Source organism: Ruegeria sp. AI3, assembly GCF_056541245.1.
In genome coordinates, this window is record NZ_JBQFYA010000001.1 from 438,053 (window position 1) to 457,600 (window position 19,548).

20 protein-coding genes are annotated in these 19,548 nt (G+C 57.7%); 7 read left to right on the forward strand and 13 right to left on the reverse strand.

Annotation, left to right across the window (positions count from 1 at the left end; all coding sequences use genetic code 11):
* Positions 1–2: 2 nt before the first annotated feature.
* Positions 3–1,166: a M20 aminoacylase family protein gene (locus tag ACRZ95_RS02145; RefSeq protein ID WP_170676224.1), complete on the reverse strand. Its 1,164-nt coding sequence runs from the start codon at positions 1,164–1,166 to the stop codon at positions 3–5.
* A gap of 67 nt (positions 1,167–1,233) precedes the next feature.
* Between ACRZ95_RS02145 and mazG the strand changes: the two genes are divergently transcribed.
* From mazG to ACRZ95_RS02160, 3 genes are all read left to right on the forward strand, one after another.
* On the forward strand, positions 1,234–2,079 hold the full coding sequence (gene mazG, locus ACRZ95_RS02150) for a nucleoside triphosphate pyrophosphohydrolase (protein WP_170526728.1): 846 nt from the start codon (positions 1,234–1,236) through the stop codon (positions 2,077–2,079).
* Positions 2,080–2,142: 63 nt separating this feature from the next.
* Positions 2,143–3,081: a nucleoside hydrolase gene (locus ACRZ95_RS02155; protein WP_170676226.1), complete on the forward strand. Its 939-nt coding sequence runs from the start codon at positions 2,143–2,145 to the stop codon at positions 3,079–3,081.
* Positions 3,078–3,527 (forward strand): GNAT family N-acetyltransferase, encoded by a 450-nt coding sequence (locus ACRZ95_RS02160; RefSeq protein WP_170676229.1) that lies wholly within the window; start codon positions 3,078–3,080, stop codon positions 3,525–3,527. Before ACRZ95_RS02155 ends, ACRZ95_RS02160 begins: the two co-directional genes overlap by 4 nt.
* On the opposite strand, the gene ACRZ95_RS02165 is transcribed toward ACRZ95_RS02160, so the two are convergent.
* The 5 genes from ACRZ95_RS02165 to ACRZ95_RS02185 all read right to left on the reverse strand — a co-directional run bounded on the left by ACRZ95_RS02165 (position 3,524) and on the right by ACRZ95_RS02185 (position 7,555).
* Positions 3,524–3,694, reverse strand: a complete 171-nt coding sequence (locus tag ACRZ95_RS02165; protein WP_170638520.1) for a hypothetical protein — start codon at positions 3,692–3,694, stop codon at positions 3,524–3,526. The genes ACRZ95_RS02160 and ACRZ95_RS02165 overlap by 4 nt on opposite strands.
* 220 nt (positions 3,695–3,914) lie before the next feature.
* Complete coding sequence (gene eno, locus ACRZ95_RS02170) at positions 3,915–5,192, reverse strand: phosphopyruvate hydratase (RefSeq protein ID WP_170676231.1); 1,278 nt, start codon at positions 5,190–5,192, stop codon at positions 3,915–3,917.
* A 136-nt stretch (positions 5,193–5,328) separates the two neighbouring features.
* Positions 5,329–6,213, reverse strand: coding sequence for a DMT family transporter (locus tag ACRZ95_RS02175; protein ID WP_170676233.1), 885 nt, complete (start codon positions 6,211–6,213; stop codon positions 5,329–5,331).
* Positions 6,214–6,353: 140 nt separating this feature from the next.
* Positions 6,354–6,767: a Fur family transcriptional regulator gene (locus tag ACRZ95_RS02180; RefSeq protein ID WP_170373928.1), complete on the reverse strand. Its 414-nt coding sequence runs from the start codon at positions 6,765–6,767 to the stop codon at positions 6,354–6,356.
* 83 nt (positions 6,768–6,850) lie between these two features.
* Positions 6,851–7,555, reverse strand: a complete 705-nt coding sequence (locus tag ACRZ95_RS02185) for an endonuclease/exonuclease/phosphatase family protein (protein WP_170676235.1) — start codon at positions 7,553–7,555, stop codon at positions 6,851–6,853.
* A gap of 157 nt (positions 7,556–7,712) precedes the next feature.
* On the opposite strand from ACRZ95_RS02185, the gene ACRZ95_RS02190 reads away from it, so the two are divergent.
* Positions 7,713–8,630, forward strand: coding sequence for an adenylate/guanylate cyclase domain-containing protein (locus tag ACRZ95_RS02190; RefSeq protein WP_170373929.1), 918 nt, complete (start codon positions 7,713–7,715; stop codon positions 8,628–8,630).
* Here the strand turns inward: ACRZ95_RS02190 and ACRZ95_RS02195 are convergent.
* A complete protein-coding gene (locus tag ACRZ95_RS02195) occupies positions 8,606–10,024 on the reverse strand; it encodes a protein adenylyltransferase SelO (RefSeq protein WP_170676237.1) in 1,419 nt (472 codons plus the stop codon). The genes ACRZ95_RS02190 and ACRZ95_RS02195 overlap by 25 nt on opposite strands.
* A gap of 87 nt (positions 10,025–10,111) precedes the next feature.
* On the opposite strand from ACRZ95_RS02195, the gene ACRZ95_RS02200 reads away from it, so the two are divergent.
* From ACRZ95_RS02200 to ACRZ95_RS02210, 3 genes are all read left to right on the forward strand, one after another.
* The gene (locus tag ACRZ95_RS02200) at positions 10,112–10,534 is read left to right on the forward strand and encodes a cupin domain-containing protein (protein WP_170676239.1); all 423 of its coding nucleotides are present in this window, start codon (positions 10,112–10,114) and stop codon (positions 10,532–10,534) included.
* A gap of 117 nt (positions 10,535–10,651) precedes the next feature.
* The gene (locus ACRZ95_RS02205) at positions 10,652–10,924 is read left to right on the forward strand and encodes a hypothetical protein (protein WP_170676241.1); all 273 of its coding nucleotides are present in this window, start codon (positions 10,652–10,654) and stop codon (positions 10,922–10,924) included.
* 51 nt (positions 10,925–10,975) lie between these two features.
* Entirely contained in the window at positions 10,976–11,320 is a 345-nt protein-coding gene (locus tag ACRZ95_RS02210; protein WP_170676242.1) for a hypothetical protein, read from the forward strand.
* A gap of 59 nt (positions 11,321–11,379) precedes the next feature.
* On the opposite strand, the gene ACRZ95_RS02215 is transcribed toward ACRZ95_RS02210, so the two are convergent.
* The 6 genes from ACRZ95_RS02215 to ACRZ95_RS02240 all read right to left on the reverse strand — a co-directional run bounded on the left by ACRZ95_RS02215 (position 11,380) and on the right by ACRZ95_RS02240 (position 19,532).
* Positions 11,380–12,921, reverse strand: a complete 1,542-nt coding sequence (locus tag ACRZ95_RS02215; protein WP_170676244.1) for a phospholipase D family protein — start codon at positions 12,919–12,921, stop codon at positions 11,380–11,382.
* A gap of 764 nt (positions 12,922–13,685) precedes the next feature.
* Positions 13,686–14,627, reverse strand: coding sequence for an ABC transporter permease (locus tag ACRZ95_RS02220; protein ID WP_170377319.1), 942 nt, complete (start codon positions 14,625–14,627; stop codon positions 13,686–13,688).
* Positions 14,624–15,667, reverse strand: coding sequence for an ABC transporter permease (locus ACRZ95_RS02225; RefSeq protein WP_170676246.1), 1,044 nt, complete (start codon positions 15,665–15,667; stop codon positions 14,624–14,626). The genes ACRZ95_RS02220 and ACRZ95_RS02225 overlap by 4 nt, the downstream gene beginning before the upstream one ends.
* Positions 15,657–17,177, reverse strand: a complete 1,521-nt coding sequence (locus ACRZ95_RS02230; RefSeq protein WP_170676249.1) for an ABC transporter ATP-binding protein — start codon at positions 17,175–17,177, stop codon at positions 15,657–15,659. Before ACRZ95_RS02230 ends, ACRZ95_RS02225 begins: the two co-directional genes overlap by 11 nt.
* A complete protein-coding gene (locus ACRZ95_RS02235) occupies positions 17,174–18,568 on the reverse strand; it encodes an amidase (RefSeq protein WP_170676251.1) in 1,395 nt (464 codons plus the stop codon). Before ACRZ95_RS02235 ends, ACRZ95_RS02230 begins: the two co-directional genes overlap by 4 nt.
* Positions 18,549–19,532, reverse strand: a complete 984-nt coding sequence (locus ACRZ95_RS02240) for a BMP family protein (RefSeq protein WP_170676253.1) — start codon at positions 19,530–19,532, stop codon at positions 18,549–18,551. Before ACRZ95_RS02240 ends, ACRZ95_RS02235 begins: the two co-directional genes overlap by 20 nt.
* Positions 19,533–19,548 lie beyond the last annotated feature (16 nt).

Sequence of the window (19,548 nt, forward strand, 5' to 3'; positions counted from 1 at the left end):
CCTCAGCCCAGCGGCTGCGCCTTTTCCACGATCCGGGCAAAGAACGAGGCTCCGACCGGCGCGATATCATCGTTGAAGTTGTATTTCGGGTGGTGCAGCCCGGCGCCCTCACCCTGACCCAGAAACAGATAGGCCCCCGGACGTGCCTGCAACATGTATGAGAAATCCTCGGCCCCCATATCGCGGCCCATATTGTCGACAACGCGGTCCTCGCCCGAAACCTCGCGCGCCACATCCGCGGCAAAGGCCGTTTTCTCGGCGTCATTGATCGTCGCCGGATAGCCGATCTGATAGTCCAACTTTGCCTCAACCCCGTATGAGGCCGCTTGCCCTGCCACGATCTGCTCCATCCGCTCGATCACCATCTTCTGAACCGTAGGGTCAAACGTGCGCACGGTGCCGTTCAGGTAAGCCGTATCCGGGATTACATTGTTCACCGTCCCGGCGTGAATCTGCGTGACGGAGATCACCAGATCCTGCACCGCATAATGGTTTCGGCTGACAATTGTCTGGATGGCCTGCGCAATCCCGCAGGCCGCCATCACCGGGTCCTTTGTCTGGTGCGGCAACGCTCCGTGCCCGCCCTGCCCTTGCACGTGGATCTCGAACGTATCCACGGCGGCCATCAGAGGCCCGGCGGTCGTGTAGAAGGCCCCCTCGGGATTTCCCGGATCATTGTGAATGCCATAGACCTGAGAGATATCGAACCGGTCCATGATGCCTTCCTGCACCATCACATCCGCGCCGCCACCTTCTTCTTCGGCCGGTTGAAAGATCAGCGCCACGCGGCCCGCGAAATTCCGCGTCTCGGCCAGATAGCGCGCAGCCCCCAACAGCATCGTGGTGTGCCCGTCATGCCCGCAGGCATGCATCTTGCCGGGGTTCTTCGAGACATATTCAACGCCCGTCTCCTCGGGGATCGGCAGCGCGTCCATATCGGCCCGCAACCCGATGGTCGGGCCGTCGCCCTGTCCGTTGATGATCGCTACCATCCCGGTCTTGGCAATGCCTTCATGTAGCTCATCCACGCCGAACTCCCTCAGACGCTCGGCCACGAAAGCGGCTGTCTCGTAGCATTCGAACTCCAGTTCAGGGATCGTATGCAAGTGCTGGCGCCACTTGGCCATATCGGCGGCAAAATCGGCAATTCGGTTGACGACGGGCATCTGGGGTGGACTCCTGATCGGGACTGCGGAATGGATGCATTCTGACACCGGAACGAAAGGGTTCGCAATGGCTGAAAATCCTCTGATCCATGACAGCGATGCGGGTATCGAGCGCCTGCTGGAAATCATGCGCCGCTTGCGCGACCCACAAAGCGGCTGTCCGTGGGACATCGAGCAGGATTTCGCCACCATTGCCCCCTACACGATCGAGGAAGCCTATGAGGTCGCCGACGCCATCGAACGGCAGGCCTATGATGAGTTGAAGGGAGAGCTGGGTGACCTTCTCTTCCAATCAGTCTTCCACGCGCAAATGGCTGAGGAAGCGGGGCATTTCACCTTTCAGGATGTGGTCCGAACCATGTCCGACAAGATGGTCAGCCGACATCCGCATGTGTTCGGCGACGAATCCCGAGACAAATCCGCCGACCAGCAAACCAAGGATTGGGAGACCATCAAAGCTGCCGAACGTGCGGGCAAGGAACAGAAAGGCGCGCTGGACGGTGTGGCCGCCAACCTGCCCGCCCTGCTGCGGGCGCATAAGCTGCAGAAACGGGCCGCGCGTGTGGGATTCGACTGGCCCGATGCCAGCCATGTCCTCGCCAAGATCACCGAAGAAGCCGCTGAGTTGGAGGAAGCGCGCAACGCCAAAGACGCCGACGCGCTTGAGGACGAATTCGGCGATCTGCTCTTTGTGATGGTCAATCTCGGTCGACATCTGGGGATCGAACCCGAGGCCGCCCTGCGCCGCACCAACGCCAAGTTCACCCGCCGCTTTGAGCAGGTCGAGGCCCGCCTGGCCGCGCGGGGCAAAACCCCTGCGCAAAGCGATCTGGCCGAGATGGACGCGCTGTGGGATGAGGTGAAGACTGAGGAACACCGCGCCAATGGCAAACTCCCGCCAGTTGGGGCCTGAATCAGGTGGACAAGTCGCGTGACACTTGCGACTGTCCGACCTTCACGCCCCCCGGAGACTCCAATGCCCCGCAAGATCATCATCGACACCGACCCCGGTCAGGACGACGCCGTCGCCATTCTTCTGGCGCTCGCCAGCCCCGAAGAGATCGAGGTGCTGGGCATCACTGCCGTCGCCGGAAATGTGCCTCTTGAACTGACCGCCAAGAACGCGCGGATTGTCTGTGAATTAGCCGGTCACACTGATATCCCCGTCTACGCCGGATGCGATCGCCCCTTGAACCGGCCTTTGGTCACCGCTGAACATGTGCACGGTAAAACTGGGCTCGACGGGCCTGTGCTTCCCGATCCCGAAATGCCTTTGACCGAGGGCCACGCGGTCGATTTCATCATCGAAACCCTGCGCACGCAGGAACCCGGGACAGTCACGCTCTGCCCGCTGGGGCCGCTGACGAACATCGCGACCGCCTTCCAGAAGGCACCCGATATCGTCGACCGGGTGCAGGAAATCGTACTGATGGGCGGTGCCTATTTCGAGGTCGGGAACATCACACCAGCCGCGGAGTTCAACATTTATGTCGACCCCGAAGCTGCTGATATCGTGTTTAAATCTGGCACTCATATTGTCGTAATGCCTCTTGATGTGACCCATGACGCTTTGGTTACACCGCATCGCAATGACGCATTCAGATCGCTGGATAGTAAGGTCGGTCATGCCGTCGCTGAAATGACCGATTTCTTCGAGCGCTTTGATAAGGAAAAGTACGGCTCAGAAGGCGCACCTTTGCACGACCCCTGCGTTACCGCCTATTTGATTCAGCCAGAACTGTTTTCGGGTCGCCACATTAACGTTGAGATCGAAACCAAATCAGAATTAACGCTGGGCATGACAGTCGCTGACTGGTGGCGTGTAACAGACCGAAAACCGAATGCTATATTCATGGGCGACGTGGACGCCCAAGGATTCTTCACCCTCCTCACGGAAAGGCTGGCCCGCCTATGACCGCCGCTTTAAGACTGGCTCGCCCCGAAGATCTTGACCGCCTGATGGGGCTTGTCTCTGCGTTCCACGCCGAACAAGGGATCGCACAGGACGCCGACCAACGGCGCGAGGCGCTTATGCCTTTGCTTGAGGGCATCCCCCATGGCTGCATCTACCTGATTGGCCCGGGTCGCGCGCCTTTAGGTTATATCATCCTGACCTTCGGCTGGTCGGTAGAGTTCGGTGGCATGGATGGGTTCATAGACGAAATCTACGTCCGGCCCGCCGTTCGTGGCCGTGGCATCGCGACCGAGGTTCTGCTGGAACTGCCCAAGGCTCTTGCTGAGGCAGGGCTAACCGCCCTGCACCTTGAAGTCGACCGCACGCACGAGGCGACGCAGAAACTATATCTGCGCACCGGCTTCAAACCACGCGAGCGCTACATGCTGATGAGCAAAGCGCTCTAGCGCGACTCGCCCCGGAAAATCACACTCGGGTTATAGTACATCTCCTGCACCGGATCGTCGGAGGAGACCTTTTGCCCTGTGATTGGATAGGTCCCCGGCCCTGCACAGGCCGCCAGAAATACAGTGCTGAGAACTGTCGCTACGAGAAGGAATTTCGAACCAGTCATGGTGTGCTCCTTTCTGTAATGGCGACAGTATAGAACACGAAACCGTGAGCGCTGTGTGATTAAGTTCACACATAACATCCTATAAACTTCTAAATACCTGCAAATACGGCGAATTCTCATAGCCAGAGAAATTCACTGTCGCAACAGTCCTATTGCTATCAAAAAGACCCTCTTTCCGTGGAAAGAGGGCCTCTTGCAGTGCTCAGAACCGGGTTTGAAATCACCGTTTCAGGATCGATACTCCCGCGTATTCCGCAACTTCACCCAGAGATTCTTCGATACGGATCAGTTGGTTATACTTGGCCAGCCGGTCCGACCGCGCCAGCGAGCCGGTCTTGATCTGACCGCAATTGGTCGCCACGGCCAGATCAGCGATGGTGGCATCTTCGGTTTCACCCGAGCGGTGCGACATCACGTTGGTATAGCGCGCGCGGTGGGCCATATCGACAGCGCGCAGGGTCTCGGTCAGCGAACCAATCTGGTTCACCTTGACCAGCATCGAGTTGGCGCAACCACGCTCGATCCCTTCGGCCAGACGTTCCGGGTTGGTAACGAAAAGGTCGTCGCCGACCAGCTGAACCTTGTCACCGATCGCGTCGGTCAGTGCTTTCCAGCCATCCCAGTCGTCTTCGGACATGCCGTCTTCGATCGAGATGATCGGATAGTCTTTGACCAAGGTCGCCAGATACTCGGCGTTTTCCTCTGAGGTCAGCGAGATATTTTCACCCGCCAGCACATATTTACCGTCCTTGAAGTATTCGGTCGCGGCGCAATCCAGCGCGAGGTGAATTTCCTCACCCGGCTTGTAGCCCGCTTTTTCGACCGCCTGCAGGATGAAATCCAATGCCTCGCGCGTCGACGCGATGTTGGGGGCAAAGCCACCTTCGTCCCCCACTCCGGTGGCCAGACCGGCAGCCGACAGCTCGCGCTTAAGCGTGTGGAACACCTCGGAGCCCATGCGGACCGCCTCGCGGATATTCGCGGCCGAGGTCGGCATGATCATGAATTCCTGAATGTCGATTGGGTTGTCGGCGTGCTCGCCGCCATTGATGATGTTCATCATCGGAACCGGCAGGACGCGGGCCGAGGTACCGCCGACATAGCGGTACAGAGGCTGCGTGGTGAAATCCGCCGCCGCCTTGGCCGCTGCAAGCGAAACACCCAGAATGGCGTTTGCGCCCAGACGACCCTTGTTCTCGGTGCCGTCCAGTTCAATCATAGCTTGGTCGATGGCGACCTGTTCGGTCGCGTCAAAACCCACCAGTTCCTCAGCGATCTCACCGTTGACGGCAGCAACGGCCTCGAGCACGCCCTTACCCATGTAACGCGCCTTGTCACCGTCGCGTTTTTCAACCGCCTCATAGGCGCCGGTGGAGGCACCCGAGGGCACAGCCGCGCGGCCCATTGTGCCGTCTTCCAGAATCACGTCGACCTCGACCGTCGGGTTGCCCCGGCTGTCCAGGATTTCGCGTGCGTGAATGTCGATGATGGTACTCATGAGGGCGGTCCCTGTGGCTGCATTCCGTTGCACGCGTCATAGCAGCACGGAACCAAAAGTAAACCATTTCCGTTATCGCTAACACACATATTCCCGGCCCTTTAGGGCTAACAGCGCCATGTTTGCGCCAACAGGGTTACGCGGCGGCCAAGGCCATTGCTCGCGCCAATTTGCGTTCGCGTAGAAAGGTATACAGGCCCGAGCCGATGATCAGGGACGCCCCGGCCAGTGTCATCAGGTCCGGACGTTCGCCAAAGACCAAGACACCCGCAAGGATCGAAAACAGAAGCCGCGTGTAGCGAAACGGCGTAACGGCTGAGGCTTCGCCGACGCGCATTGCGATCACGATGGCATAGTAGCCCAGAACACCGAACAAGGCCGCTCCGGCAAAAGGCCAGACCTCTGCGCTTTGCATGGCTTCCAAAGGATGGCCGCTCATGATCATCAAGGCTGCACCGCCGACAGCCAAGGCCAGATAGGCCTGCAAGGACACCACCGCCGACGAGACCTTGCTGTCCAACCGCCGTGTAATCAGATCGCGCGCCGCCACGCCAATAACTGCAGCCACTACGTAGAGGGATTCCGGGCGGAAACCTTCAAACCCGGGACGGATGATCATTAGTACCCCGACAAAGCCAACGCCAATCGCGCTCCAGCGTCGCCAGCCGACCTGTTCACCCAGAAACAGCGCTGCCCCCATGGTGACCGCTAGTGGCATTGCCTGAAACACGGCCGCGACGGTCGAAAGGTCCACACGGGCCAGCGCCGTCACAAAGGCCACCGCAGCGACGGCCTCGGACATAGCGCGGATCATCGGCAAAAGCTGCCACGCCTCGGGCACAAAAATCCGTTTGCGGGTCGCGATGGCCATGACCAGAAATACGACAGAGCAGACCAGCCCCAGCATAACAAGAATCTGGCCAGGCATGATGGATGACGTCAGCTGCTTGATGAACACATCCTCAAGCGTGAAAGCCGCCATAGACGCAATAACCAGCAAAATGCCGTTGACGTTGTTCATGGGTCTGTCCGTAAAGAAACGGGCGGCACCAATTGCCGCCTTCTCACTTCAGCAAAACCGTATGTATTGCGTTAAATCAAGACCTATCACATCGCGAGCGATGAATTGTCTTGTTGCCACCCATCGCGTTTGTTGATGGATCACTCGGGCTTGATGGGAACGCCATACAGCTCCAGCCGGTGCCCCTTCAGGCGATAGCCCAATTTTTCCGCGATCTTTTCCTGCAGAGCTTCGATCTCGGGGTCGACGAATTCGATCACTTCCCCCGATTGCATGTCGATCAGGTGATCATGGTGATCTCTCTCGGCATCTTCATAACGGGCTCGGCCATCGCCGAATTCCAGACGCTCCAGAATGCCAGCCTCTTCGAACAGTTTCACCGTGCGGTAGACCGTTGCGATCGAGATACCCGAATCCAAAGCCGACGCACGGGCATAGAGTTCTTCGACATCCGGGTGGTCCGCGCTCTCCTCGAGAACCTGCGCAATAGTGCGCCGTTGGCCGGTCATGCGAAGGCCTTTGGCCTCACAGCGCGAAATGATCGTATCCGGCATGATGCCCCTCAGAAACTACTCGGGTGTCTGTCTTAGTATGTCCACACGCGCCGCGCCACAAGAATTCGACATGCCTGCGCAGATCATCCTTCAAGGCGCAGATCGGCCCAGATCGGCAAATGGTCCGAGGCGATATGGGCCGGGCGATCCTCGTGCACGCCATGCGCATGCACCTCGACCCCCTGCCCAAGGGCGATCCGGTCCAAAGCGCCCAAGGGCTGGGCAGCGGGAAAGCTGGGGAGCGGAGGCAGAAACCGCATCTCGGGCACGAGGTTATCGAGCACCGGTGAGCGCGACCATTCGTTGAAATCCCCGGCCCAGACCGTGGGCATATCCTCTAGATCCGCGCCGAACTGGCGGATATGGGTGATCTGCCGTCGACGCGAGGCGGACAGCAACCCCAGATGCATACCCATCACCCTAAGCGGCCCGATGGGGGTATCGAACTCAACCCGTACAGCGCCGCGCGGCTCGAACCCCGGCAATTCGTGATGCCCAGTCTGACGGACCGAGATCGCATCACCCCGCCAGATCACCGCATTTCCGTGCCATCCCAAACTGCCCGCCCCGCCCAGATCGACGATCTGCCATCCGGCCTCATCCAACATGAACTGAGGCAGCGCGGCAGGCCTAGGCGGCAAGCGTTTGTCAGCCTCCTGCAACACGACGATATCGGCGCGCATTCCTTCGAGAACCTGAAGAATACGCTGTGGCTGACGCCGGAGATCAAGGCCGACACATTTCTGGATATTGTAGCTGGCAAGCCGCAGAACTGAGGGTATTTTCATATCGCTTTTCAGAATCAACGGCACCGATTTGGGACCTTTGGAATGGGCACGCTGTTGCAATTCTCAGCGCGTTCCCTCAAAGGTTTATGAGCATTACATTAAATAAGTTTACACGAAATTAAGCGGGGTTAAACTGCCGCAAAAAGGAAACTCGCCCTTGGACGTTGAATCCACATTCGCCACGATGATCATTGCCGATATCGTGGGCAGTACGCCGCTCTACAAGGCGGTGGGCGATGACGAAGCCCAGCGCTTGATCCAGCTCGAGATCGACCGGCTGCGCTCGGTCCTGCAGGAATTTGGCGGCATTCCGGTCGGGCAAAAGGGCGACGATGTTCTCAGCTATTTCGAGAACCCAAGCTCGGCCTACAATGCAGCCCTGAAGCTGATCGAGCCTTCAACCCATACGCCGCTATCCGTCCACGTCGGCGTACATTGCGGCCCCATCGTGATCGGCAAGCGCGGCATCTATGGCGAGGCCGTCAACGTGACCGCCCGTTTTGCAACCGCAGCCAATCCGGGCGAGGCTTGTTTCAGCCAAGGGATCGCTGTCTTGCTGCCCGCCGAACTACGAACCACGCTTACACCGCTGGGCCAGCTTAGCCTCAAGGGGCTTACCGAGGCTCAGACAGCCTATTCGCTAATCCACCCCGAGTCTGACTCGATCATGCAGACCAGGCTGCCGCAGAATTTCGGCCGCACCGAGGAGAACTGGCAGCCCCGCGAAGGCCTGACCCTGATCCTGCGCCACGAGGACCGCGTCTGGCGCTGTCTCGGAAACGGAGAGTTCAAGATTGGCCGCGCGCCTGACTGCGATGTGGTGCTACCGCAGCCCTGGATCTCGCGCCTGCATGCGGTCCTTGCCATGAAAGCGGGTAAGCTGATCCTGACAGACCGCAGCACCTCGGGGACCTACGTGAAATCAGAATCCGGACGCGAAATCCAACTGAAACGGGAATCGGTCATGCTGGCCGATAGTGGCCTGATCTCACCGACCCTGCCCATCGACATGTCCGAGACCTGCCTGCAATTCGAGCTGCTGGGCCGCAATCAGGTTCCGCAAAACGTGGCGTGAACTACCTCATTTGCACTGGGGGGCCGTGTTAGGTCGGGATTCTCGGGCTGATCCACAAAGGGGCGTGACAACACATCGTTCAAACGATGGAACGGGGCATAGTCCCCCGTCACCGCAGCTTCGATCATCTGCTCAACGCGGTGGTTGCGCGGGATGAAGGCCGGGTTTGTCGCTGACATCACCCCGTGCGGGTCCGCCTCGCGTGACATGCGGGCCTGCCAACCCTCAGCCCAGCTATCAAACGCCTCAGGGTTCGTGAATTGGTCCCGCGCGCGCTCACCGCCCAGCGCCCTGAACGTATTGGTGAAATCCGCATGCTCCTCCGCCATACGCTTCAACAGGTCGGTGATCAGCCCAAGATCCCCCTCCTCTGCGCGCGTCAAACCCAGCTTGGCACGGAAGCGGCGCAACCACTCCTGCTGGAGCAAATCGGGCATGGCGTGTACGATCTCGGTCGCCTCTTCGACACTGTCCTGAGGATCATCGTATTGCTGGATCAAGGCCGTCGCCAGTTGCGCCAGATTCCACACTGCAATTTCGGGCTGGTTGGAATAGGCATAGCGCCCCATCCGGTCGATTGAGCTGTAGACCGTATTCGGATGGTAGCTGTCCATGAAGGCGCAAGGACCATAGTCGATGGTCTCCCCCGCGATCGAGGAATTGTCCGTATTCATCACCCCGTGAATGAACCCAACGCTCATCCACGCCGCGATCAGCTTTGCCTGCGTATCGCGAACGGCCCGCAAAAGACCCATTGGCCCTTCAGCCTCGGGGTAGTGGCGCTGGATGGCATAGTCGGTCAATTGCTTCAGACTTTCGACCTGCCTGCGCCCGGCAAAGACCTGAAATGTTCCAACGCGCAAATGGCTCTGCGCCACTCGGGTCAAAACCGCCCCGGGCATCGGCCCTTCGCGGTAAACGGCTTCACCTGTTTCAACAGCGGCCAAAGCCCGCGTGGTCGGAATGCCCAGAGCATGCATCGCTTCTGAGACCACATATTCCCGCAACACCGGCCCCAGCCATGCTCGCCCATCGCCTTGCCGCGAATAAGGCGTCCGGCCCGAGCCCTTTAGTTGAATGTCACGGCGTATCCCGTCTTCGCCCACAGTCTCACCCAGCAAAACCGCACGGCCGTCGCCAAGCTGAGGATTATAAGTCCCGAACTGGTGACCAGAATACAGCTGCGCCAAAGGCTCTGCCCCGTCGGGTACCGTATTGCCCGCAAAGGCCTGTGCCATCTCCGTGACATCTCCGGGTGAGATGCGCAATATCCGCGCCAACCCCTCGTTAAACGCAATCAACTGAGGCTCTTTCACAGGAACCGGAGACTGCCGCGTGTAAAAGGCATCCGGCAAACGGGCGTAGGAGTTATCAAAGGGGATCGTAAGGGTCATGGCGCAAACATATGACCTTAGGCGATGATTGCCATAGCGGATCGTGCGGACCCATGCATAATCGCGCAAAAACCCAAAAGGCCAAACATGACCGCGCAAGAGATCATCGACCACCTGAACCTGCAAAAACACCCCGAAGGCGGCTGGTACCGCGAGACATGGCGCGCGCAAAACGAAGGCCGTGCCACGGGCACTTGCATCTATTTCCTGCTAGAGGCCGAGGAATCCAGCCACTGGCACCGCGTCGATGCGACCGAGATCTGGCTTTACCATGCAGGCGCGCCTCTGGTGCTATCGATCAGTGAATCCGACCAAGGCCCCGCCACCGATCACCTTCTCACCCCCAACCTGTCCCAAGGCGCACCGCAACTGATTGTTCCTGAAAACCACTGGCAAGCCGCCCGAACGACCGGAGACTATACTCTGGTCAGCTGCACCGTCTCTCCCGGTTTCGAATTCGAAGGTTTCGACCTCGCCGTCCCCGGTTTCGACATCCCTCGCAACCGATAGCAATTGCGGATCCAAACTTCATCTGGCTAAAAATATCCAGGGGGAGCCGCGCAAAGCGCGGCGGGGGCAGAGATCTTAGCCCGTTCGATAGTTGCACTTTCAGTTGTGGTCGAGAAGTTGTCACCCCTGATTGTTTTCTCTGGGGTATTGCCCAAGCGCGAACTTCAAAATCTGCCCAAAGCGGACGACGAAAAGATGGCCAATTGCTATCCGGTTTGTATTGCTTTTTCCAAGCAGCGGCTACTGAATTGCCGTGCGAAATGTTGCGGTAAGCCGTTTGTTCAAACCGTGATGAGGTTCGGCGGAGGAACCGTAGTGCAACTCGGCCAAGGCGGCAATGTCATTGAAAATGACAACGGAGCCGCCTTCTTCATTCGCGTAAACCAATAGTTTTTGGCAAACGGCATCATACACGGTCTGATCAGCAGCCGATTGATCGACATGGCAAAGATTGGTCTTCTCTACACGCCGAGCTGGGACAAGACAGCGTCAGACCGCATTGTTTCTGAAAAGATGATCGGCACGATCCAAACAGCGGGTGTCGCTGAAAACTACATGAAGGGAACGCTTGGGCCGCACCTTACTGAAGCATTCCGTGAACAGCCGATGGCAAACGCATACCAATGGGATGCCGTTTTTGCCGATGGCGATTTTTACAAAAGTGGGATGAATGGCCAAGGCATCTATGTCTCGCCAGGAAAAGACGCTGTCGTGGTTTGGCACGCAACCGGAGGTGCCAGTGTCGACATGGAAGCTTACGCCAGGGCCATTGTGACTTCACTGTAGGTCAGATCACGTACTGGTGTCTCTGGCTGCGGGTCAACAGATTGTCGGTCGTTTGATGACTAGAGCATCCATTCGACCGGCACCCACCTGACAACGGCCGTCAGGGCACGCTGTAAACCGGTGGTTTCCGGGTCTGCTGTGTGAATGGTGACTGTCCCATCCTGCTCTTCTTGCAGCCAGATCATCTCGCCGCTTTCGTTGAGTTCGACGCGGTAAGAAAACTCAGGCCGGTTCAATTGCTCCGCAAGCGACGCAGCAATCGTTGGGCTTTCGATCATAAGGCCCATTTCTGTATTTAGTCGCGCGGACCTCGGGTCGAGGTTGTAAGAACCTATAAATATCCGTTCTCCATCCGATCCAAAGACTTTTGCGTGTAGTCCGGACGCCGATCCAGCCAGCATCTCGGGCAGGCTGCGCTCGCGATGTTCACGCCGCAAAGCTCGAAGCTCAAGCAACTCTACACCGCTGTTCAGCAAGTCTTCCCTGTATCGCATATATGCCGCGTGCACGGGCATCACATCCGTGGCATCCAGTGAGTTGGTTAAGACGCGGACCTTCACTCCGGACTTTGCCAACCCTTCCAGAACCTCCGCGCCTCTTTCCCCCGGAATGAAATACGCAGAGACCAAGTCCAATGAGGTCTGAGAGGTTTTGGCGAACTCGATAAGTTGTTCGACAATCAGGTCTTCACTTTCTACTTCGCCCAAACCTTTTGACGGGTCGTCGACAAAAAGTGTAACTTCGCTCCACTCGAACTTCAGATCATGTGCCGCTATCCGGTCGGCCAGTTCGTTATCCTGAATTGCCCTTTGATAGCCTGCACCAACCGCAGTCTGGCGTGCTGCATCCGCCTTTGCCTTCAGGCTTTTTCCCGCCGGAGGGTCTAAGAAGAGATCAGCATCGTACGCGGAGGCACTGTTCCAATATGCGTCGAATGATTGCGATACCTCATCCACAATCGGGCCGATAGCTATCGCGTCTACATCCAGGTAGTGCGTTCCCGCCCCGTAGTCGAAATAGATGTCACCAATGTTGCGTCCCCCAACTATCGTGGCGACCCCGTCCACAGTCATTGACTTGTTATGCATCCGCCGGTTCAGGCGACCAAAGTCAAATGCATAGGACAGAAGTTTTGGGTTCCTCAAAGTGAACGGATTGAAGATGCGTACTTTTGCATGTTGCAAGGCGTCCAGTTCGGCAAGCAAATCATCCAATCCGGAGATACCGTTATCGTCGACCAGCAATCTGACGCGCACGCCGCGCTCTGCTGCTGCCCTAAGTTCTTCAAGAAGCATCAGGCCGGTAACGTCATCTTGCCAGATGTAGTACTGAGCATCGATTGAGGATGTTGCTTCTCTCGCAAGGATCGCCCGGGCCGCAAAAGCTGCGCGTCCATTGCCCAAAGGCCTTACACCGTCAAGCCCGGGGTTACGCTCAAGTGCATTTCTAATAGTTGCGCCTAATGGTCCGTCCCAATCGGCATCTTGCTTAAACGTTGGCTGAGAAAAATTTTCTTCAGGAAGTGGAAAGGTCCACCTTAACCCGACTATGGCCACTGCCATCATCGCCACCGAAATCAAACATATTCTGATCAGCCGCATTCAGGGTTCCGTAGTTGGCGCGCGGGATTAGCCTTACAGTTGAGATTGGCCTATCGACTGATAGTTTTTCAAGAGCCTAGGTTGGAGCAACAAATTCAGCACAGAAGTTTGTCCACTTTGGGCTCTAAGCTGACGTTCGCCACGGCAATAGCCAATCAGCTCTAGGAGCAGTCCGCGCCGTCCAAATATTCTAAACACATTTGCTTGATAGCGTGGTTATCGCCTAGGCACTCAGCTTTGTGCGGCCGCGCCAAGGTATTTGGCCACAATTGACAAGTGCAATACGGTGCCAACCAAATGTGCAATCGACGACTTGGCAGCACCCTTTGGCGCCTTCTATAGCTTTACTTTCAGTTTTACTCGAGAAGTTATCACTCCTGATTGTGATCTCTCGGGCAGTGGCCAAGCACAAACGAAAAAATCGCCCAAGGCAGCCATTTGCGTCAGCCGAATCGAAGGTTTGGTTCGAACCCTAAAACGACCAATGCGATCAGCGCAGCGTTCATCGAAAAGGGCGGAAACCGGCCATTCGCCGCGTGCGCGAGCTTGTCAGGTCGGACAGTCGGAGGCAGGCATTCAAATGACCCTAAGACCGGTTTTCAATCTGCGCGACTGAATGATGCCGGAGAGTGAAAAAACAGGTATTCTGCAGAGAATTCCGGATTGTGATCTAGGTCTTGTGCCTAGCACTTCGTTGTCTGGTCGAGTAGCTGGTTATTTGATGAGTCTATCGTATTCTAGCCAATATGTTTGAAACTATGCCACTAACGTTCGCCGCGTCGGTAGGGTGCCATCAATGCCGCGGGGACTTCGGCTCTGCGGGCGACAAGGACGAGCGCAACGATCGAAAGTACATACGGCGCCATAAGGAACAATTGATATGGCACACCCTCAACCGTTGTCTGTAATCGCAGTTGGTAGGCATCGAAGAAAGCGAACAACATCGCGCCAATCAAAGCCTTGCTGGGCCGCCAGCTAGCGAAAACTACCAATGCGATGCAGATCCAACCGCGCCCTTGCACCATGCCCGGGAAAAAGCTGTTGAACGCCGTTGTGGTCAGGAAGGCTCCGCCGACCGCCATCAAGGCCGACCCGACAACAACTGCGCCGATACGGATACGGATCGGGTTCAGCCCCTGCGCCTCAACCGCATGAGGGTTCTCTCCGGTCATACGAATAGCCAACCCCAAGGGCGTGCGGGCAAGAACATAGGCCATCACAACCACCGCAGCGAGCGCCAGATAGGTCGGCAAAGCTTGGTTAAAAAGGATCGGTCCCAAAACGGGAAGATCTGACAGGACCGGAATATCGAGCGGCTTAAAAGCCTCGATCGTAGGGGGCAAATCTCCCACCTCAACAAGCAACCTGTACAAGTAATAGGCTAAAGCGGATGCAAAAAGCGTTATGCCCAGCCCTGAGACGTGTTGCGAAAGCCCTAGTGGAACTGTCAGCATGGCATGAAGCAATCCCATCACCGCGCCGCAAAACGCTGCAAAAATGAGGCCTGCAAGCAATGGTGCTCCCATGTAGACGACAAGCCAACCGCTCATCGCCCCCATGGTCATGATCCCCTCGATTCCCAGATTAAGCACGCCCGAACGTTCGCAAAGCAACGCACCCAGAACACCAAATATGAGCGGTGTCGCAATACGCAGCACGGAAGCCCAAAGACTGGTATTCAGCAGCAGGTCAATTGCATCACTCATCTGCGCACCCGGTAGGTTGTGAAAAGAAGGGCCACGATCATGGTGAGTAGGCAAAGCGCCACAATCACATCGGCAATGAAACTGGGAACACCCGTCGCACGGCTCATGGCGTCGGCCCCGACAAAGACGGTGGCGACGAAAACAGCGGCAGCGACCACTCCGGCCGGATGCAAAGCGGCGAGCATGGCGACGACAATGCCTGCATAACCAAATCCGGGGCTCATAGTGGTGGTGACACCCGCAGTGACCCCCATGACTTCGACAGACCCGGCAAGCCCAGCCAGCGCGCCCGAAAGCAGGGCCACACCCATGATCGTTCGGGGCAGGGAAATTCCGGCAAAAGCAGCAGCGCTGGCATTTAAACCTGCGGCGCGTGTTTCAGCACCAAAAACAGTGCGCGCAAGGATCAGCCAAACAGCACCTGCCGCAGCGATAGCAACAAGCAGCCCGATATGGAGACGTGTACGGGGGATCAGATCCGGAAGGCGGTATTCACCGTCTACGGGCACCGAAGAGGGCCACCCAAAGGCCAGCGGATCGCGCATAGGACCCTCAATCATGAGACCAACGAAAAGGATCACGATGAAATTGAGTAGCAGGGTTGTCACCACCTCATCTACGCCGAAACGCAAGCGTAGAAAGGCAGGCCCTGCCAACAGGGCCGCGCCTGCCGCCATGCCTGACAACATCAAGATCGGAATACCTATCCACCCTGGAACCCCGAGTGAATGACCGATCCAAGCGGTGATTAGCGCCCCAACAAAGAACTGTCCCTCGCCCCCGATGTTCCAAAGCCGCGCTCGGAAGGCGACAGCTGCGGCAAGCCCCGTAAAGATAAGCGGAGTGGCGCGGGTCAGCATCTCGGCGATCGAAAGGCGCGAGCCGAATGCGCCATTCACCATTTCACCATAGGCTGCTAGCGGATTTACGTCAGCAGCAGCGATGAGACCTGCGGCCAAAAGCAATGCAGCAAAGATCGCGGCCAGTGGTGCAATGATCGCGAGGTGCAGCGGCACATGTGAGCGTCGTTCAAGCCGCATCGTCGTTTTCCTTCCAGACACCTGCCATCATCAAGCCAAGGCGTTGTGGGTCGGCTTCATCCGCCGATATCGGTTCTGACAAGCGACCTTTTACGATGGCCTGTATTCGGTCTGACAGGGCCACAGCTTCTTCCAATTCTTCCGAGATGAGCAGGATTGCGGCACCTTCCGCCCGCGCTGCCAAAAGCTCGGCATGAACCGAAGCAATTGCCCCTTCATCAAGACCACGCGTCGGCTGATTTGCGAGCACAAAGCGCGGCCCATTGGTCAGAACCCGGCCAAGGATCAGTTTTTGCATATTGCCGCCGGACAGCAGCCTTGTTCGCGTGTCGGGGCTGGCGCCGCGGATATCAAAACGTTCGATCAGCCCTGCAGTGTAATCCCGGGCGGCGCGTTGTCGAACAAAGCCGCGGTGCGAAAATTCCGGTGTGCGCAAGCGCTCAAGCACCGCGTTTTCCCACAAACTCAATTCGCCCACAACGCCTTCTGCATGCCGGTCTTCAGGCACCCTGCCTGCCCCCGCGCGGATCATGCCGCGCGGACCCAGATGGCCGATATCTTCGTCCAAAAGTGTTAACTGACCCGTACTCGGGTGTGCCAATCCTGACAGCAGCGCTCCGAGGGAAGACTGACCATTGCCTGATACGCCAACGATACCAAGGATTTCACCGGCATGGACAGCGAACGACATATCATCCAGCCGCAATTCACCATCTTCTTCTACGCTCACATCATTTGCGATCAGGACTGGCGCTCCAATCTCATGGTCTTGACGCACAGGACGCTCGACCTTGCGGCCAACCATCAGTTCCGCCAACTCTTCTGGAGTGGTTTCGGGTGTTTTGCGTTCCGCGACCATCCTGCCGCCACGAAGCACCGCCACACGGTCAGAGGCTGCCATGACCTCATGCAGCTTGTGGCTGATGAAGATCAGTGAGAGACCTTCTTTCGTCATATCGCGCAGCGTCTCGAACAGGCGCATCGCTTCGGGCCGGGCCAGAACCGCAGTAGGTTCATCCAATATCAAAATACGCGCGTCGCGATAGAGCGCTTTCAGAATCTCGACTCTTTGTCGTTCACCAACAGATAGCGAACGAACCTTGGCCTCTGGGTTTACAGGCAGGCCGAACCGCTCTGAAATCTGCAACAGTTTCTTGCGTGCCTCACCACGAGCGGAACGCGTGCGCGTCAGCGGTTCGGAACCCAGCATTACGTTTTCAAGAACCGTGAGGTTGCCCGCAAGCGTGAAGTGTTGGTGTACCATTCCCACACCCACCTCGATCGCGGCGCGTGGTTGACCCGGGGGCAGCTCTTTGCCAAACACCCTGACCGAGCCTTCGTCGGCTGCGTAATGGCCGAACAGGATATTCATTAGCGTGGTCTTACCCGCACCATTTTCGCCCAGAAGAGCAAGAATTTCACCTTTTTCTAGTGTGAGGGTCACATCATCATTGGCGGTGAGTGTTCCGAAATGCTTGGTTATACCGTTTAGTTCCAGAACCTTGGTCATGTGGTCAGGCCTGCGATTGCGTGTGGAAAAGGGATTGCGGGCGCGCGGGCTTCGATAAGTGCGCCAAGTTTCAGCAGCGCTAAATCCGAGCCGGGGGGACCAATCAGCTGAACGCCGATTGGAAGACCATTTGCCATGCCAAAAGGCAGCGCCAAAGCTGACAAGCCCGCTACATTTGCAAGTGCTGCGTTCGGGGCAAAAGCCTCGAGCCGCGCCATGTGATCGTCTGGGGAGGAGCCGGACAGATCCAAAGCGCCAACAACGGGCGGCGCAGACGAGAGGATCGGCATCAGGACAGCATCGGCAGACTTAAAAAGCTTACGAGATCGATTCGTTAGACGTGCGAGTTGTCGCGAGGCCGCAAAAAGCGCCGTGGCGGACTTCGCACGGCCCTCGGCAGCCATGGCTGCGGCAAGTGGCGGAATCTCATCATCAGTGATCTTGAGCGCAGTCAGCCACTCGGCCAAGGAAACACCTAGTATGGTTCGGGCGATTGCGTGAGCCTCATCCCCAAATTGGTCAGGGGCACGAATATCGCGCACCTCACAACCCGCATCGCGTAGCGCGTCGGCAGCACTTTTCGCGGCCTTGCACTGGTCGACACCGCACCGCTCCGGCAAGGCCAATGCGACACGGGGGCGTTCTAGCGGATATACAGGGGCCATGGGCTGGACTACCGCGTCAAAGGCTGTCTTCACATCGCGGACCGACCGCGCAAGGACCAACTCAGACGCTATGCCCATCAGGTGATTGGCAAAATCAGGGCCTCCGGGCACTGCGCCGCGAGAAGGCTTGAGTCCGGTCAAGCCGCAGCACGCAGCCGGAACCCTGATGGACCCGGCTGCATCCGTGGCATGAGCAATTGCAACAATACCAGCTGCAACCGCGGCTGCGCCACCGCCGGATGAACCACCGGGTGTCAGTGCGGGGTTCCATGGATTACGGGTCACAGCCGCGCCATCGGGTTCGCATGTCAGTGAAAGGCCAAACGGCGGTGTTGCGGTCAAGCCAAAAGGGATCAGGCCGGTTCGGCGAAGACGGTGTAGCAGGTGGCTGTCGCTTTCGGGTCTACGACATCGCGCACGGATTGCCACAGATCCTGCCGCCGCCGGCAACCCTTTTGCGGAACCACCTAGGTCTTTCACCAAAAAGGGAACCCCATGAAATGGCCCGCGCTGGTCTGGTGGCAATGCGTCTGCCACCTTTGCCCCATCGCGGGCCATTTCTTCGTCCAGATATACCACGGCCCCCAAATCCGCCCTTGCGTGGCAGGCGGCAAGACTGGATTCCATCAGTTCGCAGGCAGAGATCTGCCCTGCCGCGATGGCAGCTGCAAGAGCCGTGGCATCGGTCACGTCAAGGCCCTCGGGATCAGGAGGGCTCGCTTTCATCAATCGGCACGTCCCATTCACCGGATTGAATCGCGGCCTGTTTGGCCTCCATCCCCGGGATGGCGTCGGCAGGCACTTCATCGGCGACATAGATCAGTTCATTGCCGCCATGAGCCATAAAGGAATATTCCGTGTAGTTACGACCCGTTGGGTTGCCGGCCTGAACATCCGCCACGATGGCCTCGATTGTGGGACCGTAATTCCAGATCGCATTGGCAAAAACCGTGCCCGGGTAGCGTGGAGTATAGTCGATGAGCGAACCGATGGCCTTTACACCTCGCGCTTGGGCCGCATCCGCAGTACCAATGCGCTCACCAAACAGTATGTCCGCGCCCGCATCGATTTGGGCAATCGCAGCTTCCTGCGCGCGGGCCGGATCGAACCATGCACCGATAAAGCCGTTGACGAAGGTGGCGTCTGGGTTCACTTCGCTTACGCCCATGCGGAAAGCATTGATCAACAGGTTCACCTCGGGGATTGGGTAACCACCGACCGAGCCATAGACATTGCTTTCGGACATTTGACCCGCGAGCATACCGGCCAGATAGGCTGCCTCGTGGTTGCGTGTGCCAAAGACACCGAAATTGTCACCTTCTGGCCCACCGGAAGACCCCATCAGAAACGCAGTGTCGGGGTAGTCACCCGCCACTTCGCGTGCTTCACGCTCCACAGCGTAAGATTCACCCCAGATAATTTGCGCACCTCCCTCGGCATATTCGCGCATCGCGCGGGGATAGTCGGTCGGCGCTACGCCTTCTGAAAACTCATACTCTATCAGGCCAGCGTCAGCAGCTTCCTGCATCGCCAGGTGAATGCGACTGTTCCACGCATTTTCAACCGGAGACATGTGCACGCCGGCGACACGGATCGCAGATTGCGCATTCACGCGTCGGATATAAGCCGGCAGGGCCAGCGTGGCCGCAGCGCCGATCATCAATTGACGGCGGGTTGTTGTGAGCTTCATCGGTAAATCCTCTTCT

Bases quoted from the DNA above. Each gene is read 5' to 3' on its own strand.
- ACRZ95_RS02235 (WP_170676251.1), bottom strand. From the start codon at position 18,568: ATGAAAGCGAGCCCTCCTGATCCCGAGGGCCTTGACGTGACCGATGCC.
- ACRZ95_RS02200 (WP_170676239.1), top strand. From the start codon at position 10,112: ATGACCGCGCAAGAGATCATCGACCACCTGAACCTGCAAAAACACCCC.
- ACRZ95_RS02230 (WP_170676249.1), bottom strand. From the start codon at position 17,177: ATGACCAAGGTTCTGGAACTAAACGGTATAACCAAGCATTTCGGAACA.
- ACRZ95_RS02220 (WP_170377319.1), bottom strand. From the start codon at position 14,627: ATGAGTGATGCAATTGACCTGCTGCTGAATACCAGTCTTTGGGCTTCC.
- ACRZ95_RS02225 (WP_170676246.1), bottom strand. From the start codon at position 15,667: ATGCGGCTTGAACGACGCTCACATGTGCCGCTGCACCTCGCGATCATT.
- ACRZ95_RS02175 (WP_170676233.1), bottom strand. From the start codon at position 6,213: ATGAACAACGTCAACGGCATTTTGCTGGTTATTGCGTCTATGGCGGCT.
- ACRZ95_RS02180 (WP_170373928.1), bottom strand. From the start codon at position 6,767: ATGCCGGATACGATCATTTCGCGCTGTGAGGCCAAAGGCCTTCGCATG.
- ACRZ95_RS02155 (WP_170676226.1), top strand. From the start codon at position 2,143: ATGCCCCGCAAGATCATCATCGACACCGACCCCGGTCAGGACGACGCC.
- ACRZ95_RS02145 (WP_170676224.1), bottom strand. From the start codon at position 1,166: ATGCCCGTCGTCAACCGAATTGCCGATTTTGCCGCCGATATGGCCAAG.
- ACRZ95_RS02185 (WP_170676235.1), bottom strand. From the start codon at position 7,555: ATGAAAATACCCTCAGTTCTGCGGCTTGCCAGCTACAATATCCAGAAA.
- ACRZ95_RS02165 (WP_170638520.1), bottom strand. From the start codon at position 3,694: ATGACTGGTTCGAAATTCCTTCTCGTAGCGACAGTTCTCAGCACTGTA.
- ACRZ95_RS02240 (WP_170676253.1), bottom strand. From the start codon at position 19,532: ATGAAGCTCACAACAACCCGCCGTCAATTGATGATCGGCGCTGCGGCC.
- ACRZ95_RS02215 (WP_170676244.1), bottom strand. From the start codon at position 12,921: ATGCGGCTGATCAGAATATGTTTGATTTCGGTGGCGATGATGGCAGTG.
- eno (WP_170676231.1), bottom strand. From the start codon at position 5,192: ATGAGTACCATCATCGACATTCACGCACGCGAAATCCTGGACAGCCGG.
- ACRZ95_RS02195 (WP_170676237.1), bottom strand. From the start codon at position 10,024: ATGACCCTTACGATCCCCTTTGATAACTCCTACGCCCGTTTGCCGGAT.
- ACRZ95_RS02210 (WP_170676242.1), top strand. From the start codon at position 10,976: ATGGCAAAGATTGGTCTTCTCTACACGCCGAGCTGGGACAAGACAGCG.
- ACRZ95_RS02160 (WP_170676229.1), top strand. From the start codon at position 3,078: ATGACCGCCGCTTTAAGACTGGCTCGCCCCGAAGATCTTGACCGCCTG.
- mazG (WP_170526728.1), top strand. From the start codon at position 1,234: ATGGCTGAAAATCCTCTGATCCATGACAGCGATGCGGGTATCGAGCGC.